We start from the raw sequence: 17,005 nt of genomic DNA, 5'->3' as shown, positions 1-17,005 counted from the left end.
ACAAATGAAACGATATTTAATCTTACTATTAATCACCGCAAGCACTGCATTTGCTCAAGTAAAATTTGAAGCAAATGTGAGTAAGAACACACTGGGGTTAAATGAGAGGGTGCGAATTGAATTTTCTATGAATGAAGATGGCGATAATTTTGTGCCACCAAATTTTGAGGCTTGTGGCTTTAGAGTTGTAGGTGGTCCAAGCCAGTCAATTAGCCAGTCATGGATAAATGGTAGAAGCACTTTCCAAAAATCGTATACCTATATTTTATTGCCTTTGCAAAAAGGAAATTTAGTAATTCGTCAAGCTGTAATTGAAATTAATGGGCAATTGTATAAGACTTTGCCAATTAAAATAAATGTTACTAATGCCGTTCAACAACCGAATGATCCAAACGAACCCGCTACGGTTAAGGCAGATGATAACTTGTATTTGGTTGCTGATATTTCTAAAACCAATCCGTATGTAAACGAGCCCATTACGGTAGTTTACAAATTATATTTTAGCTATAACATCGGAATTACGAATTGGCGCGAATTGAATAAACCAAAATACAATGATTTTTGGAGTCAGAATATTGACATCAAACAATTGGTTGCCGAAGAAGGAATTTTTAAAGGTCAAAAATACCGTTATGTGGTTTTGCGCAAAACGGTTTTATATCCTCAAAAATCAGGGAGTTTAGAAATTGAGCCGCTTTCATTAGACATTGATTGCCAAGTTCCAAGAGGCAGACCTAACTTTTTTGGACAAGTACAATTAGTTGAAGACAGCAAACGTGTCTCTGCAGGTAGTAAAGTTATTTCTGTAAAACCATTGCCATTGGGAGGAAAACCTGATGATTTTTCGGGGGCAGTTGGGAAATTTAATTTCAAAGTGACTCCTTCAAGAACTGGTCTAAAATATGGAGAATCATTAGATTTAGATGTTACCGTAACTGGTACAGGAAATCTAAAATTATTTAGTTTGCCTAAACCGGTGGTTCCTTCAACTTTAGAAATGTACGACCCTCAGCATACAGAAAATGTAAGCACACCACTTACCGGAATGTCAGGAAGAATTTCAGATAAATACACTATCATTCCACAATCGAAGGGTAATTTTCCAATAAAACCGTTGCGATTTACCTATTTTGATTTAGGGACAAGAAGCTATAAAACCATAACTTCATCTGAAATTGTTTTAAATGTTTTAGATGGTCCCGGAGTTGCAAATTCAGGAACTACACCTCCACCAGGAAGTGCTAAGGTCCCGGTTACAGCTAGCAAAGCATTTGCTTATATTAAACAAACTACTACGCTAAAACCCATTCAATCTGATGATTTCATAGGTTCTGGATTATTTTATACTTTGATGGCATTGCCGTTTTTAGGAATTCCTGCATTAATATTATTCAGAAAAAGAAAAGAAGCAGAAGATGCCGATGTGGCAGGGAACAAAAAAAGAAAAACAAACGCTTTGGCAAAGAAATACCTATCCGAAGCTCAAAAACATTTACAAAACAAAGAGCCATTTTATATTGCCTTAGAAAAAGCAATGCATAATTTCTTGAAAGCCAAATTAAGTATTGAAACTTCCGAAATGAGTAAGGAGATCATAACCGATATTTTGCTTACGCGAAATGCCGATGCCGATACGGTAAAAGAATTTATTAATCTAACAGAAAGTTGCGAATTGGCTCGCTATGCGCCATCTACAAGTGTAACGATTCAGCAAGATTATGATAAAGCGATTGCTATACTATCGAGCTTAGAAAAACAATTAGCTTAATTTATTAAGTATTAAAATATGAAAAAACAGCTTTTACTTATCCTTTTCATAGTTCAGTTTTCATTTGCACAATCAGCATTTGAAAAAGGGAATCAATTGTATCAAAAAGAAAATTATACCGAAGCAATTAATCAGTATGAAAGTGAAATTGCAACGGGAAAACATTCGGCCGAATTGTATTTTAATTTAGGAAACTGTTATTATAAATTACATAAAGTAGCACCTGCAGTTTATAATTACGAAAAGGCATTGCAATTAAATCCGAATGACGAGGAAATTATAACGAATCTCGATTTTGCTCGAAAAATGACTATTGATGACATTAAAATTGTACCAAAAGTTGGTTTTAGCAAATTAATTCAGGATTTCACTTCTAGTTATTATTATGATACTTGGGCTTGGATTGCAGTTGTATTGGCATTTTTGTTCTTGGTATTTTTTGCTGGGTATTACCTTTCGGGAACTGCTTTTAGAAAACGCGTTTTCTTTTCGGGAATGTTTTTTATTTTCCTAGGAATTGCAATTAGTGTTTCCTCTGGAATTTATGAAAAAAACCGAATGGCATCTGAAAAATCGGCAATTATTTTTGCTGAAAGTGTATCAGTAAAAGGAGAGCCAAAAGCAACTAGCCCCGAAACTATTTTGCTTCACGAAGGAACAAAAGTGACTGTTTTAGAAAGCATCGCTAATTGGAAAAAAGTACAATTATCTGATGAAAGTACAGGTTGGATTCCTGAGGATGCTGTTAAAGAATTGAATTAATATTGGATTATTTTTTCAAATGAGAAAACCAGCTTGATAAAACAGGCAACATGAACTCTGAAGTTTTATAAATTGGCTTAAAAAACAACGATTTGGTTTCGGTCTCTTTAGATACTAAGTCATTATTTTGATTTACTTTTTGGAACAAACTTAATACAACCCCAAGAAATAAAGCCATTCTTATGGTTCCCAAAATAGCGCCACCAATTTTATTAAATCCGCCTAGTAACATTGCGCTTACAATTTTAGAAAGTGCTTTTGCAAGCAATTGAATTCCGATGAGCACCAATACCAAAACGATAATAAAACCAATTACTTTTGCCGTTTTACTATCCCCTAAAATTGAGGAGAATTTTACAGCTAAATAGATTCCAAGAAACAAGGAAATCAAGGAAGCAAATTCAATAATTAATCCGTTTTTTAAACCGCGAATTAATCCGTAAACAAGTAAAGCACCTAAAATAATATCAATAAAAATCATAAGTAAAGAATAAAGCACAAATATAATAGATTAATAATAGAACAAAGATTAAAGCCCCGAAAAGTAATATATTTGCATTCGAATAGAAAATTTGAAAAAGTCTATTATCTACATTCAAAAAAGAAAAATGTCAAGAGATATACAATTAAAAGAGCGCTGGGAGAATGTTGTTTCGATACTTTCCAATCAATTTTCGCAAGGCGAAGATTTAGATTTGGATGCCATAATTTATTTAATTGGCGTGCAAGAATATGGCCGTTTTCAGCAATTATTTAAGAAAGATGAAAAAGTCAACCTCATGCATATTGCCATTTGTCGCTTGCTTGAACCTTACGGCTATTATGAATTTGATTATGTAGATAAAGAAGGTTGGCCTCATTACAAAATAAAAGAAGAGCTACCGCCGCTAAAAGCCGGAGAACAATCGGTGTTGATGAAAGAAGCAATTGTAAATTATTTTATAGAAAAAGAACTAATTGATTAACGATTGTTGATTTTATATTTCTTCAAAAAACTTCCAACTTCCAACTTCCAACTTCCAACTTTTACTTAAATTTGCAGCATTAAAGAGATTTCGATGATAGATAAGATAAAACAGCATATTGAAGAAGCTAAAGCATTCAAAGAGAAAAACAAAGAAGCTTTAGAGCAATTTCGTATTAAATATTTAGGAAGTAAAGGCTTGCTAAAAGAGCTTTTTGCAGAGTTTAAAAATGTGCCAAACGAGCAAAAAAAAGATTTTGGTTTGGTTTTAAACGAACTTCGAAATGTTGCTGAAGAAAAAGTAAAATCGATTCAAGAAGAGTTAGAAAGCAAAGAAGAAATTAAAGGATTCTATGGTGATTTAACCCGTCCTAGTGAGCCGGTTACTATTGGCTCACGCCACCCTATTTCTATTGTTAAAAATCAAATTATCGATATCTTTTCGACCGTTGGATTTAATGTGTCTGAAGGACCAGAAATTGAAGACGATTGGCATAATTTTACCGCATTAAACCTGCCAGAATACCATCCGGCAAGAGATATGCAGGATACTTTTTTCATCCAAACCAATCCTGATGTTTTATTGCGTACCCATACCTCATCGGTACAAGTGCGTTATATGGAAAATAACAAACCGCCTATTCGTACCATTTCTCCGGGAAGGGTTTTCCGTAATGAGGCCGTTTCATCGCGTTCGCATTGTATTTTTCACCAAGTAGAAGGATTGTATATTGATAAAGACGTTTCATTTGCCGATTTAAAACAAACGCTTTTGTATTTCACCAAGGAGATGTTTGGCAAATCTAAAATTCGTTTGCGCCCAAGTTATTTCCCTTTTACTGAGCCAAGTGCCGAAATTGATATTTACTGGGGACTAAAAACCGAAACCGATTACCGAATCACTAAAGGAACCGGTTGGTTAGAAATTGGTGGATGCGGAATGGTAGATCCAAATGTATTGAAAAACTGTGGCATCAACCCAGATGAATATAATGGTTTTGCATTCGGAATGGGAATTGAGCGTATTGCCATGTTATTATACCAAATTGGAGATATTAGAATGTTTTATGAAAACGATGTGCGTTTCTTAGAGCAATTTAAAGCCAGCATCTAAAAAGAAAATAGATAATAGATGGATAGATGAGAGATGCTATCTTTTGGTCTATTATCTTTTAGTCTATAATCTAGTATCTAATAATGAAAGCAGACATTACCATTCCAGAAGTTGAAAATGTATTTCTTGCTGCCGTTTCCGAATGGAGTGATGACTTCATGGAAAAGGTGTGGAATGTGTATTTAGTAAATGACTCCGACTTTGATTTAGACGGAGTAATGGTTGTTTCTAAAGCAGCTGGAACGATTGACGGAGAAATGAAAAAAACATCGCTTTTACGTCATGCATTTCAACATGTTCCTTCGGTTTCCGTGGTAAAAGTTGAAATGATTGAAAAGAGTGTATTGGAATTGAATAACGAATTCATGGTTACCTACTTCATAGATTCTACTTTATACGACAAGAAATTTATTTTTAGAAAAAACAGCATTAGCGACGAAGCTACTGAAGAAGTGCCGATTTTGTTTGTAGAAGGCGTTATCGTTAGATAATTTTCTTACACTTTGGAATCTTATTTATTCTTTTAATCTAATTTATCGGTTAGTTTTTTGAATACTGCTTTAGCATTTTTACCTTCGTATAAAATCTCATAAACCGCATCAATAATTGGAGTATTGGCTTTGTATTCTTGGTTTAATTTATAAGCACTTTTAACGGCATAATACCCTTCAGCAACCATACTCATTTCCATCATCGCCGATTTTACAGTATACCCTTTCCCTATCATGTTCCCAAACATTCTGTTTCGCGAAAAAACCGAATACCCAGTAACTAATAAATCTCCTAAATAGGCCGAATTATTAATATTTCGTTTCATTTTATGCACTTTTCGAATGAACTTTTTCATCTCACGAATGGCATTACTCATAATCACCGATTGGAAGTTATCTCCGTAACCTAATCCGTGAGCAATTCCGGCAGCAATTGCATAAATATTTTTCAGCATGGCTGCATATTCAGTGCCAATAATATCATCGGATATTTTAGTTTTAATGTAATTACTAGTAAGAACTTTAGCAACTACTTTGGCTTTTATTCGATCTCCACAAGCAATAGTTAAATAGGAAAGGCGCTCTAGAGCAACTTCTTCTGCGTGGCAAGGTCCAGTAATTACTCCGATATTTTCATATGGAATGTCAAATTTTTGATGAAAATGTTCGCCAACAATCAAGAAGGTTTCTGGTACAATTCCTTTAATAGCAGAAAAAATAACTTTGTTTTCTAGACTAACGGTTAATTTTTCTAATTCGGTACTTAAGAACGCCGAAGGAATGGCAAAAATGATATAATCAGCATAAGCAACTGCTTCGTTTATATCTGCAGTAAGCCTAAGTTTGCTTGTGTCAAATTCAACTGAACTTAAATAATTTGGATTGTGTTTTTGTGTTTTTATATGATCAATTGCTGATTCATTTCGCATGTACCAAGCAATTTCTTCAAGGTTTACACACAACATTTTTGCAATTGCAGTAGCCCAACTTCCTCCACCGATTACGGCAAACTTTGGATTTGCATTCATTTATTAGTCTTTTGAAAAATCAAAAATACTCTTTTATTATTAGATTCCCAAAAGCAACAAAATCAATTACTATTTAAATTTTTGATAATCAATACAATAACTTTTACCATTTGTCGTTATAAGTATAGAATCATCTTATTTTTGGGTTGAAGTTTGTTTTATTAAGGCGTTTTAGAACTTTTCTAAAACGCCTTTTTATTTTATTAGTAGCTTAATTCTACAATTTCTCTTACTTTTTCTAAAGTAACATTTTGTTTTTCTCCCAATGCCAACCAACCTCTTTCTTGAAAACGATTTACAATAAAATCAGCGGTTTCTTTGTAGTTTTCGGTATTTTCAGAAAGTTTGGTCTTCATTCCCATCGTATGGAAAAATTCAACCGTTTTATCTATAGCTTGGTGAGCAATTTCATCTATTGAATTCCCGCTAATATTCCAAACGCGCTGGCCATATTGAGCCAGTTTTTCTTTCTTGGTTTCAAACAATACTCTGTATAAATTTGGGCCAATTATTGCTAAAGTTCTCGCATGGTCTATTTCATACAAAGCAGTCAATTCATGACCAATCATGTGGGTTGCCCAATCACTTGGAACCCCTTTTGGAATCAAGCCGTTTAAGGCCATCGTAGCACTCCAAACAAAATTGGAAGCCAATTTATAATCACTCGGATTTTCTACTACACTAGGGCCAACTTCAATTAAGGTTTGCAAAATACTTTCAGCCAAACGATCTTGTAGCATCGCATCGTGCTTGTATGTAAGGTATTGTTCTAAAACATGAGTAAAGGCATCAACAACTCCATTTTGTAATTGTCTTTTTGGCAAAGAAACAATTACAGTTGGATCTACAATGGAGAATTTAGGAAACAAGGCACTTCCGCCAAGGGTTAGTTTTTCTTGAGTAGCTTCAACGGTTACTACGGCCCCCGAGTTCATTTCAGATCCTGTTGCCGGTAAAGTTAAAACCGTTCCAAATGGAATTACTTTGGTGATGTCGGTAAATAGGATTCGTTTTTTAAGAATTTCTATTTCATCCCCTTCAAAATTAACAGCCCCCGAAATAAATTTTACGCCATCTATTACGCTTCCTCCACCAACTGCAAGTATGAAAGTAATTTTTTGTTCGCGGATAATTTGAACTGCTTTCATCAAAGTTTCAAACCTTGGGTTGGGCTCAATTCCTCCAAACTCCACTATTTCAAATCCTTGTAATGCGGCTTTTACTTGGTCGTAAACGCCATTTTTAAAAATGCTTCCGCCACCATAAGCGATTAAAACTTTGGCATTCTTAGGAACTAAGTTGGCTAATTTTTCTGTTTGGCCTTTGCCAAAAACATAATTTACGGGATTGTATAATTCGAAGTTGTTCATTGTAATTTATTTAGAATGCTAAATTACAAAAGGTTTGCAGGAACATGTGATAAAGTAATGTTAAGTTTACTTTTTATATAAATTATTGTGGTCAATATATTCCCAAACTTTTTCTGGCAATAATGGGCGAACATTCTTTTTGTTTTTGATGTTTTCTCGAATAAATGTAGAGGAGATTTCTACAATTGGAGCCGCCACTTTATGAATTCTCGAATGATTTAGTAATTCGCTATTTTCAATTTCGCCCGAAACTCTTGGATAAACATAAATATCGTGATTTTCTAAAATATACTCGTAATTTTTCCATTTATGCAACGAGTTTAAATTGTCCTCACCCATAATTAAAGAAAACTCATGCTTCGGAAAATGATCTTTTAAATGTGCTAATGTATTTACGGTATAATTGGGCTGCGACAATTTGAACTCGATGTCAGAAGCTTTTATTTTTGGATAATCCTCTGTAGCCAAATGCACTAAATGCAAGCGCTGGTAATCGTCAAGTAAGGTACTTTTTTGTTTATGTGGATTATGAGGTGTGACTACTAACCATATTTGGTCTAAATCGGAATGTTCTGCCATATGATTGGCAATAATTAAGTGCCCAACATGAATTGGGTTAAAGGTTCCGAAATACAATCCGATTTTCATTTATTGAAATATTAGTAACTACCTATTTACAAAATCTTTCACCAATTGATACGCTTCCTCTTTAGCAATGTCTAGATCATAATTTTTGATTACTATATCAAATTGAGGAGCCGTTGCCAATTCCACATGCGCTTTGGCAATTCGCATGTTAATCTTATCATCACTTTCGGTTGAACGCTCTTTAAGTCGGCGTTTTAACTCATCTACACTTGGTGGTTTCACAAAAACAGCTAAAGTTTCTTGCGGAAATTTTGATTTTATTCGCAAACCTCCAGCCACATCAATATCAAAAATCACATTTTTGCCTTTTGCCCAAATGCGTTCTACTTCGCTTTTTAAAGTTCCGTAAAAATTATCGCGGTACACCTCTTCCCATTCTACAAAATCATCGGCTTTGATGTGCTTTTTAAATTCTTCAATCGACATAAAATAGTACTCTTTTCCATTAACTTCTTCTCCACGAGGGTCTCGGGTTGCTGCAGAAATAGAGAATTCTAAATTCAAATCTTCTTTGGTAAGCAAATGCCTTACTATAGTTGTTTTTCCTGAGCCTGATGGCGCTGAGAATACTATTAATTTTCCTTTGTTCATTATTTTGTTTTTTAATCAAAAAAATTGAAACTATCAACTAAGTTTATAATTTATATCAAGCTATTTTTTTAATGGAAGTTTCCCAAATGTCATTGTAAACTTATCTCCATCTTTTTTAAATTTTATGGGTAATTCGGCGTTTTTTTCCAATCCCCATTCTTCTAACATATCACCATTAACAAATAACATCGTAACATTTAGATTAGATTTCTTCTTTAAATCCAGTAACCAGTTTACATCTTGTTGAAGTTTTTTCCTTGTGCCAGAATATTTATTCCAATGCTGAAAAATGTAAAAATCAGTTTTTGGTAAATTTTCTAACTTAATTGAATTTCCATCAATATCCAATATTTTTTCTAGATAAGTACTTAAATTTAAAGAACTTTCCTCTTTACATGGAAAATAATTTTCGTTAAAATTTTTAAAAACACTTTGCATTTGAATTCCCGAACATTCCTCTATACCTTGATAACAATATTTTTCGCCAGATTGGCTAAAAATTAAAATTTCACTAGTCAAACCTGCGCCAATTGCTTGAAAAATTTCATATTCATTTCCAGTTTTATTTACCTTTAAAAAATAGGTGTTAGAATTTGGAACTAGTTCAGAAAAGTATCTATTTAACTCCTTTTTATCTTCTACTTTTGGATTTTTAAATCCTGCCAAAGTTTTTATAACTGTTCCACAAGATGTCAGTAGCACAAGCAATAATAATATAAATAAAGGTGTTTTTGTCATCGTATTACTATTTATTTTAATATTAGTATTAATACTCTAAGCTTAATACTTACAAAACGTTCAACACTTGCTCTTTAATTTTCTCCAATTCGTCTTTCATCATCACCACCAATTTTTGCATTTCGGCATGATTAGATTTTGATCCCATGGTATTGATTTCACGACCCATTTCTTGCGTGATGAAACCTAATTTTCTTCCGTTGGCTTCTTTTCCAGAAAGGGTTTCGATGAAATAATTCAAGTGATTTTCCAAACGTACTTTCTCTTCGGTAATGTCGTATTTTTCTAAATAAAAAATCAATTCTTGCTCAAATCTATTTTCATCTACCGATGCTTTAAGTTCTTCTAAAGCAGTTCTTAATCGGGTTTTTACTGTTGCTACGCGCTCAGCATCATAAGCAACAGCTTCTTTCATCAGGGTTCGGATTTTTGCAATTCGCAATTGGAACTCTTTTTCTAATGAAGCGCCTTCATCTTTTCTAAATTGAACAATATTTTCTAAAGCTTGATGAATTACTTTTTGAATTTCTTGCCACTCCTTTTCATCTATTTCTTCGCGTTCGGTTTTTAGGGCATCCGGCATTCTAATTGCCATTTTTAAAAGCTCCGTATCATCTGCAGCAGCATTTACTGCTTTCAATTGGTTCATGTACCCTTTTACTATTGGCACATTAATTTTAGAAGAAGTTTCCTCACCAGTTACTTCAATATATAAAGAAAAATCTATTTTTCCGCGTTCTAATAACTGAGAAATTTGGTTACGTAAACCCAATTCCATTTCTCTGTAAATAGAAGACATTCTAGTATTTAAATCTAAACCTTTACTGTTTAGTGATTTTATTTCAACGGTAATCTTTTTGGATGGTAATTGCAAAGATGCTTTACCAAAACCAGTCATGGATTGTATCATTATTTTATTTTTATTGACTTCAAATATATAAAAAAGTGTTCAGTCTTAAGTGTTCGCTGCTCTGTTTAATACTGCTACTGAATACTGAGAGCTGATTACTGTTCACTGATTGCTTTCTTTTGGGTAACTAAATATACTCCTACAAAAATTAGTACTGCCGATAGTAATTTCACCATGCTCAGTTCGTCTTTGCCAAGCCCTATTGCAAAAATGGTGGCAAACAAAGGTTGTAAATAAATAAAAACCGCTACAGTTGTAGGTTTTAACTCCCGCATGGAAAGTAGGTTTAACAAATAAGTGAAAAAAGTAGAAAAGACTACAACAAACCCAATTTTCCAATAAATTGCTTCCGGCATATTTCCCCAAGAAATAGCATGAAATTCATTCCATCCAAACGGAAGTACCATAATGAAACCGAAGGTATAGATCCATTTTACAAAAGTAAATGCATTGTATTTATCCATTAATTTTTTTACAATTATTAGATAAAAGGCATAGGAAACGGCATTAATAAATACTAGTAAATTTCCAAGTGAAGCATTGGGAGCATTAACCATAGATTTCCCATAAAGTATCAGCGTGGTGGTTCCGGCCAAGCCAAATAGAATTCCGATTGCTTTTCTTTTTTTAATTCGTTCTTTCATAATAAAAGAAGACAAAATCAAGACAATCATTGGCGTGGTTACCATTAAAACGGCTCCCATAATTGGCGAAGTATAACTCAAACCTTTAAAAAAAGTAAGCATATTTAAGGCAACTCCAAATAAAGCTGCGGCTATAATTCGAGGAAAATCTGCTAATTCAATTTTTTCTTTGGGTCCAAAAAAAGAAACCAACCAAAAAAGCAACACAGACCCTCCTACTCGCATCGTGATAAATCCGAAAGGCGCAACATATTTTGGCATAACATCTTTGGCAATAGTAAAAGTCACGCCATATATTATGGAAACAAAAGTCGCGGCAAGGAGTGCCCAATTTCTTTTTGACATTAGCTTAATACTTTAATTACTTCGGCGATATTTTTTTGGTTATTTCCAATGTATATTTTACCGTCAATAATAAAAACAGGACGACTTAAAAAAGTATAATGTTGCAACAAATACATTTTATAATCGGCTTCCGACAATGTTTTGTTTTTTAAATCTAATGATTTATATAATTGTGCTTTTCTGCTAAAAAGGGCTTCATAACTTCCAGAAAGCGCATGCATTTCTTCCAATTCTTTTTCAGTAATTGGGTTTTGACGAATGTCATGAAACTCCAATTTATTCGAATTGGGTAGCGATTTTATTATCTTTCTACAAGTATCACAAGATGCTAAATAGTATATTTTATTCACCATAAAAACTTTTTGCAAAGGAAATTCATTTCCAGCATATAAACTGTATTTTTATAAAAAAATAACCAATTAATAAATTGCTATTTTGGAGTTAATTCAGAAATAACTTACTCTTTAAATATTTAAAAAACTTAGTACCTTTGACAAAATTTATATCCAATGAAATTCAATACTAAAGTAATACATGGTGGGCAACACCACGAAAAAATTACAGGAGCAGTTATGACTCCGGTATTTCAAACCTCAACCTATGTACAAAAAAGCCCAGGGCAGCCTGTGGGGGATTATGAGTACAGTCGTGCTGCAAATCCTACTCGTCAAGCGTTAGAAGATGCTTTTGCATCTATTGAAAATGGAGCTAGAGGATTGGCTTTTGCTTCCGGATTAGCAGCTACCGATTGCTTATTACGAATGTTTAAAGCAGGAGATGAAATCATTGCAATGGATGATTTATATGGCGGTACCTATCGATTATTTACTCGTTTATATAAAGAAAGTGGAATCAAATTTCATTTTGTAGACATGAACGATTTGGAGAAATTCGAATCCTTAATTAATGAAAATACAAAATTAGTTTGGGTTGAAACGCCAACAAATCCATTAATGAAATTGGCCGATATTCAAGAAATTGCTAAAATCACTAAAAAACATAAGTTACTATTTGCTGTTGACAATACTTTTGCAACGCCTTATTTGCAAAAACCCCTAGATTTAGGTGCTGATATTGTAATGCATTCTGCAACCAAATATCTTGGTGGACACTCGGATGTAATTGCTGGAGCCTTAATTATTAAAGATAAAGCTTTGGGCGATGAATTACACTTTAAGCAATTTGCAACCGGAGGAACTCTTGGGCCAATGGATAGTTATTTAGTATTAAGAGGAATCAAAACCTTGCATTTACGCGTTCAAAGACATTGTGAAAACGGAATGAAAGTGGCTGAATTTTTAAGCAACCACCCCGAAGTAGACCGTGTATATTATCCTGGATTACCAGATCATCCAAATCATGCAATTGCTAAAAAACAAATGAGCGGTTTTGGTGGAATGGTTTCCTTTACTTTCAAATCTGGAAAAAAAGCAGACTCGATTTCGTTTTTAGAAAAACTAAAAGTATTCACTTTAGCAGAATCATTAGGAGGAGTAGAATCATTAGCCAATCACCCTGCATTAATGACGCATGCATCGATACCAGAAGACAAGCGTCTTGAAGTTGGAATTACAGATGACTTAGTTCGTCTAAGCACTGGAGTTGAGGATATTGAAGATTTACTTGCCGATTTAGAACAAGCATTTCGTTAATAATTGGCTTGTTTCTATGCAATACTAATTATAAACTAGTTTGATTTATATCAATAATTCAATTTTCATTAAAAAGTATTTTGAAAAACATAATATTAATGAGAATTTAAAAATAATAGTGCCGTTATTTTAATAAAATGTATATTTGTCAAACATTACGAAATCGATTTCTTAAAAATTAATATTATCATTTATGTCACAAAGTATCCAAAACTTTATTGAAGCGGTTGCTAAAAAAAACCCTAACGAATCTGAATTTTTACAAGCTGTTACTGAAGTTGCAGAAACAGTAATTCCTTTTATTGAAGAAAATAAAAAATACGAAGGCAAAATGCTTTTGGAGAGAATGGTTGAGCCAGAAAGAGTGATCATGTTTCGTGTAACTTGGATTGATGATGCTGGAAAAACTCAAGTTAATCGTGGTTACAGAATTCAAATGAACTCTGCAATTGGACCATACAAAGGAGGAATTCGCTTCCACCCTTCTGTAAATTTAAGTATATTAAAATTCTTAGCTTTTGAACAAACTTTCAAAAACAGTTTAACTACTTTACCAATGGGTGGAGGAAAAGGTGGAGCTGATTTTGATCCAAAAGGAAAATCAGATATTGAAATCATGAAATTCTGTCAAGCGTTTATGACAGAATTATCGAAACATATTGGTGCTGATACCGATGTTCCTGCTGGAGATATTGGTGTTGGTGGAAGAGAAGTTGGCTACATGTTTGGTCAATATAAAAGATTAAGAAATGAATTTACTGGGGTTTTAACTGGAAAAGGAATTTCATTTGGAGGATCATTAATTCGTCCAGAAGCTACAGGTTATGGTGATGTGTATTTTGCACAAAGCATGCTTGGAACTAAAGGAGATAGCTTTTCAGGAAAAATTGTAGTTGTTTCTGGTTCAGGAAATGTAGCACAATATGCAACTGAAAAAGCAACTCAATTAGGCGGAAAAGTAGTTACTATGTCAGATTCATCTGGATATATCTATGACGCAGACGGAATTACTGCTGAAAAATTAGCTTATGTAATGGAAATTAAAAACGTGAACTACGGAAGAATTTCTGATTATGTAACTAAATATCCAAACGCAAAATTCGTAGCTGGTAAACGCCCATGGGAAGTAAAATGTGATATTGCGCTTCCATGTGCTACACAAAACGAATTAAACGAAGAAGAAGCAAAAACATTGGTTGCAAACGGATGTGTTTGTGTAGCTGAAGGAGCTAACATGCCTTCAACTCCAGAAGCAGTTTTAGTATTCCAAAAAGCTAAAATTTTATTCGCACCTGGAAAAGCATCTAATGCAGGTGGTGTTGCAACATCTGGTCTTGAAATGTCACAAAACTCTTTAAGATTAAGCTGGACTTCAGAAGAAGTTGATGAAAGACTTAAAGCAATTATGGCAAATATTCATGCTGCTTGTGTAAAATATGGTTCTGATTCTACTGGTTATGTTGACTATGTAAAAGGAGCAAATATTGCAGGTTTCGTTAAAGTTGCCGATGCAATGCTAGCACAAGGAATTGTATAAAAGCAATTTTAATCTATATAAACAACCTTCTTTCTTTATCGGAAAGAAGGTTTTTTTATTGCAGTATATGAAAACCAATATAAATTCGTTTTATAGTATCTTTGTGATCAAATTTTACTGAAAAATGCTCAAAAGAATAGTAATCTTATTTGTTTTATTTTTTGCTTATGTTGGTTATTCTCAAAATAACCAAAAGTGGCAAGGCTATTTTTCATTCAATCAAATTACAGATATTTCGGAGACTTCTCAAAAAATTTATGCGGCTTCTGAAAATGCCTTTTTTTCAAAAGATTTAAATACAAATGACCTCAAAACAACAACTTCTATTGATGGATTAAAAGCAGAAACCATCACTGCCTTTTACCATAGTGATTCAGTAAATAAATCATTTGTAGGAAATAGTAATGGCTTATTATTGGTAGTAAATCCAGACGGGACATATTTATATAAAACAGGGATTCGTGATGAAGTGCCAGTTCCAGGTGGGATTAAACAAATCAATCATTTTTTAGAGTACAACAACAAACTTTATATTTCTACCAATTATGGAATTACCCTATTTGATTTAAACACCTTTGAATTTGGAGACACCTATTATATGGGACCCGCTGGAAATTATATTTCGGTAAAACAAACGTGTATTACCAATGGTTTTATCTATGCTGCAACCCAAGGAAACACGACCGAAAGCGGTATTCGAAAAGTAAGTATAACCAATCAATTTTTAAACGATTACAGTCAATGGATTGATGTTTCTGGTTTTTATTGGGAAGGAATAACTGCTTTTAACAACTTGGTTTTTGCGGCAAGATCTGATAATAAATTAATAAAATACGACGGGACCAACTTCACTCAAGTTGCTCAATATTTTAATAAAATTGTTGACATTAGATCCTTTAACAATTATTTAATTGTTGCAACATTTAATGAAGTGTATGTGTATGACACAAATATGAATCAAGTTTTTTATTTGCAAAATACACAAGTCCCAAATGTTAACCCAACTTTTACTTGTGCTTCAATAATAAATAACAATGTATACATTGGCACAACCCAATATGGAGTGTTAACCACATCAATCCCAAATCCTAATGGCATAGATTTTTTACTTCCTAATGGACCAATTAGCAATAAGGTTTTTAGAGCTAAAAAGGCCCCTAGCAAATTATGGGTAACCTATGGAGCATACGACAACTCTGCTGTTCCAACTCCAGATTATTCTAATAAACCAATTAGTACCTACAGCGCGCAAACCGGCTGGAGTGTAATTCCTTTTAGTGATTTACTTGGTGCAGTAACACTAACCGATGTAGTTCCAAATCCTAATGATGAAAATGAAGTTTATGTTTGTTCTTTTCAAAGTGGACTATTAAAAATAAAAAATGGCGCGTTTACTTTATTTAATGAATTGAGTTCCCCTCCAAATGGGCCTGAAAGTCAACAATGGGTTCCAACAATTCCAAATTATATCTCTGTTAGAATTAACGGGGCAACATTTGATGGAAAAAATAATTTATGGATGACCAATTCACTTGTAAATAAGCCCATAAAAGTTTTAAAATCAAATGCAACATGGCAAACCTATGATTTGGTGAGTCTAATGGAAAATCCGTATTATGAGAGTTTCGGAAAAATAGCAATTGATAAAAATGATACCAAATGGATTCCTTCCTTTAGAGGAAATGGATTAATGGCTTTTAATGAACGATACAATAATAAATTTTTAAGAATTAAGACCGGGTCAGACGGTAATCTTCCAGCAATAAGCGTGCGTTGTGTGGCTGTAGATAATAAAAACCAACTATGGATTGGAACCGCAAATGGGCTTCGTATTATTCCTTCGGTTGATACTTTTGTAACCGAAACCGAAATTCAAACGAAGTCGATTATCATCTTAGAAAATGATTTAGCTCAAGAATTGTTTTACGATCAGTTTATTACGGATATTGCGGTTGATGGAGCAAACAAAAAATGGGTTTCAATAGCAGATTCTGGCGTGTATCTTGTTTCTTCAAATGGGCAAGAAACCATTTACCATTTTACTAAAGAAAACTCGCCATTGCCTTCCAATAATATTAATGATATCGAAATTGATGGGGTTACTGGCGAAGTGTTTTTTGCAACCGATAAAGGACTTGTTTCTTTTAAAGGCACTTCGACCAATGCAAGCGGAGACTTAAATTCGGTTTATGTTTATCCAAATCCTGTTAGACCAGAATATACCGGAACAGTGAAAATTGCCAATTTAACCAATAAAGCAACAGTAAAAATAACCGACATTGAAGGTAATTTGGTTTATGAAACTACTTCCGATGGAGGAACTATAGAATGGGATACGACTGCTTTTGGGAATTACAAAGTAGCTTCTGGCGTATATATGATTCTTGTTTCTGCTCAAGATGGGATAGAAACAACAATTAAAAAAGTAATGATAATTCGATAA

At 33.5% G+C, this 17,005-nt stretch carries 17 protein-coding genes; 8 read left to right on the top strand and 9 right to left on the bottom strand.

Annotation, left to right across the window (positions count from 1 at the left end; translation table 11 throughout):
* Positions 1–4 precede the first annotated feature (4 nt).
* Complete coding sequence (locus ABWO08_RS05210) at positions 5–1,768, top strand: BatD family protein (RefSeq protein WP_353084019.1); 1,764 nt, start codon at positions 5–7, stop codon at positions 1,766–1,768.
* Positions 1,769–1,786: 18 nt separating this feature from the next.
* Positions 1,787–2,530: a tetratricopeptide repeat protein gene (locus tag ABWO08_RS05205; protein ID WP_353084018.1), complete on the top strand. Its 744-nt coding sequence runs from the start codon at positions 1,787–1,789 to the stop codon at positions 2,528–2,530.
* A 7-nt stretch (positions 2,531–2,537) separates the two neighbouring features.
* Here ABWO08_RS05205 and ABWO08_RS05200 read toward each other — a convergent pair whose 3' ends face one another.
* Complete coding sequence (locus ABWO08_RS05200) at positions 2,538–3,011, bottom strand: CvpA family protein (protein ID WP_353084016.1); 474 nt, start codon at positions 3,009–3,011, stop codon at positions 2,538–2,540.
* Between the two features lie 127 nt (positions 3,012–3,138).
* On the opposite strand from ABWO08_RS05200, the gene ABWO08_RS05195 reads away from it, so the two are divergent.
* The 3 genes from ABWO08_RS05195 (at position 3,139) to ABWO08_RS05185 (ending at position 5,099) form a co-directional block, all read left to right on the top strand.
* The gene (locus ABWO08_RS05195) at positions 3,139–3,495 is read left to right on the top strand and encodes a hypothetical protein (protein ID WP_353084014.1); all 357 of its coding nucleotides are present in this window, start codon (positions 3,139–3,141) and stop codon (positions 3,493–3,495) included.
* Between the two features lie 93 nt (positions 3,496–3,588).
* Positions 3,589–4,608 (top strand): phenylalanine--tRNA ligase subunit alpha, encoded by a 1,020-nt coding sequence (gene pheS / locus ABWO08_RS05190; protein ID WP_353084013.1) that lies wholly within the window; start codon positions 3,589–3,591, stop codon positions 4,606–4,608.
* 83 nt (positions 4,609–4,691) lie between these two features.
* Entirely contained in the window at positions 4,692–5,099 is a 408-nt protein-coding gene (locus ABWO08_RS05185; RefSeq protein WP_353084011.1) for a hypothetical protein, read from the top strand.
* Between the two features lie 32 nt (positions 5,100–5,131).
* Here the strand turns inward: ABWO08_RS05185 and ABWO08_RS05180 are convergent, their stop codons facing one another.
* From ABWO08_RS05180 to ABWO08_RS05145, 8 genes are all read right to left on the bottom strand, one after another.
* Positions 5,132–6,127, bottom strand: coding sequence for an NAD(P)H-dependent glycerol-3-phosphate dehydrogenase (locus ABWO08_RS05180; protein ID WP_353084009.1), 996 nt, complete (start codon positions 6,125–6,127; stop codon positions 5,132–5,134).
* 203 nt (positions 6,128–6,330) lie between these two features.
* Positions 6,331–7,497 carry an iron-containing alcohol dehydrogenase gene (locus tag ABWO08_RS05175; RefSeq protein WP_353084007.1) on the bottom strand — a complete coding sequence of 389 codons (1,167 nt, stop codon included), beginning with the start codon at positions 7,495–7,497 and terminating at the stop codon, positions 6,331–6,333.
* Between the two features lie 66 nt (positions 7,498–7,563).
* Positions 7,564–8,145 carry a nicotinate (nicotinamide) nucleotide adenylyltransferase gene (gene nadD, locus ABWO08_RS05170; RefSeq protein ID WP_353084005.1) on the bottom strand — a complete coding sequence of 194 codons (582 nt, stop codon included), beginning with the start codon at positions 8,143–8,145 and terminating at the stop codon, positions 7,564–7,566.
* An 18-nt stretch (positions 8,146–8,163) separates the two neighbouring features.
* Positions 8,164–8,736 (bottom strand): guanylate kinase, encoded by a 573-nt coding sequence (gmk, locus tag ABWO08_RS05165; protein WP_353084003.1) that lies wholly within the window; start codon positions 8,734–8,736, stop codon positions 8,164–8,166.
* A gap of 60 nt (positions 8,737–8,796) precedes the next feature.
* Positions 8,797–9,474 (bottom strand): hypothetical protein, encoded by a 678-nt coding sequence (locus ABWO08_RS05160; protein ID WP_353084001.1) that lies wholly within the window; start codon positions 9,472–9,474, stop codon positions 8,797–8,799.
* A 49-nt stretch (positions 9,475–9,523) separates the two neighbouring features.
* Entirely contained in the window at positions 9,524–10,384 is an 861-nt protein-coding gene (locus ABWO08_RS05155; RefSeq protein ID WP_353083999.1) for a YicC/YloC family endoribonuclease, read from the bottom strand.
* Between the two features lie 95 nt (positions 10,385–10,479).
* Positions 10,480–11,373 carry a DMT family transporter gene (locus tag ABWO08_RS05150; RefSeq protein WP_353083997.1) on the bottom strand — a complete coding sequence of 298 codons (894 nt, stop codon included), beginning with the start codon at positions 11,371–11,373 and terminating at the stop codon, positions 10,480–10,482.
* The gene (locus tag ABWO08_RS05145; protein WP_353084061.1) at positions 11,373–11,723 is read right to left on the bottom strand and encodes an arsenate reductase family protein; all 351 of its coding nucleotides are present in this window, start codon (positions 11,721–11,723) and stop codon (positions 11,373–11,375) included. The genes ABWO08_RS05150 and ABWO08_RS05145 overlap by 1 nt, the downstream gene beginning before the upstream one ends.
* Positions 11,724–11,882: 159 nt before the next feature.
* Here ABWO08_RS05145 and ABWO08_RS05140 point away from each other — a divergent pair, with 159 nt between their 5' ends.
* From ABWO08_RS05140 to porZ, 3 genes are all read left to right on the top strand, one after another.
* A complete protein-coding gene (locus ABWO08_RS05140; RefSeq protein WP_353083995.1) occupies positions 11,883–13,025 on the top strand; it encodes a cystathionine gamma-synthase in 1,143 nt (380 codons plus the stop codon).
* Between the two features lie 193 nt (positions 13,026–13,218).
* Positions 13,219–14,562, top strand: coding sequence for an NADP-specific glutamate dehydrogenase (gene gdhA, locus ABWO08_RS05135; protein WP_353083994.1), 1,344 nt, complete (start codon positions 13,219–13,221; stop codon positions 14,560–14,562).
* 124 nt (positions 14,563–14,686) lie between these two features.
* Positions 14,687–17,005 (top strand): type IX secretion system anionic LPS delivery protein PorZ, encoded by a 2,319-nt coding sequence (gene porZ, locus ABWO08_RS05130; protein ID WP_353083992.1) that lies wholly within the window; start codon positions 14,687–14,689, stop codon positions 17,003–17,005.

The organism is Flavobacterium sp. (genome assembly GCF_040383245.1).
Classification (GTDB): Bacteria; Bacteroidota; Bacteroidia; order Flavobacteriales; family Flavobacteriaceae; genus Flavobacterium.
The sequence above is the reverse complement of the archived record's forward strand: the minus strand, read 5'-3'. Positions and strand labels throughout refer to the sequence as shown.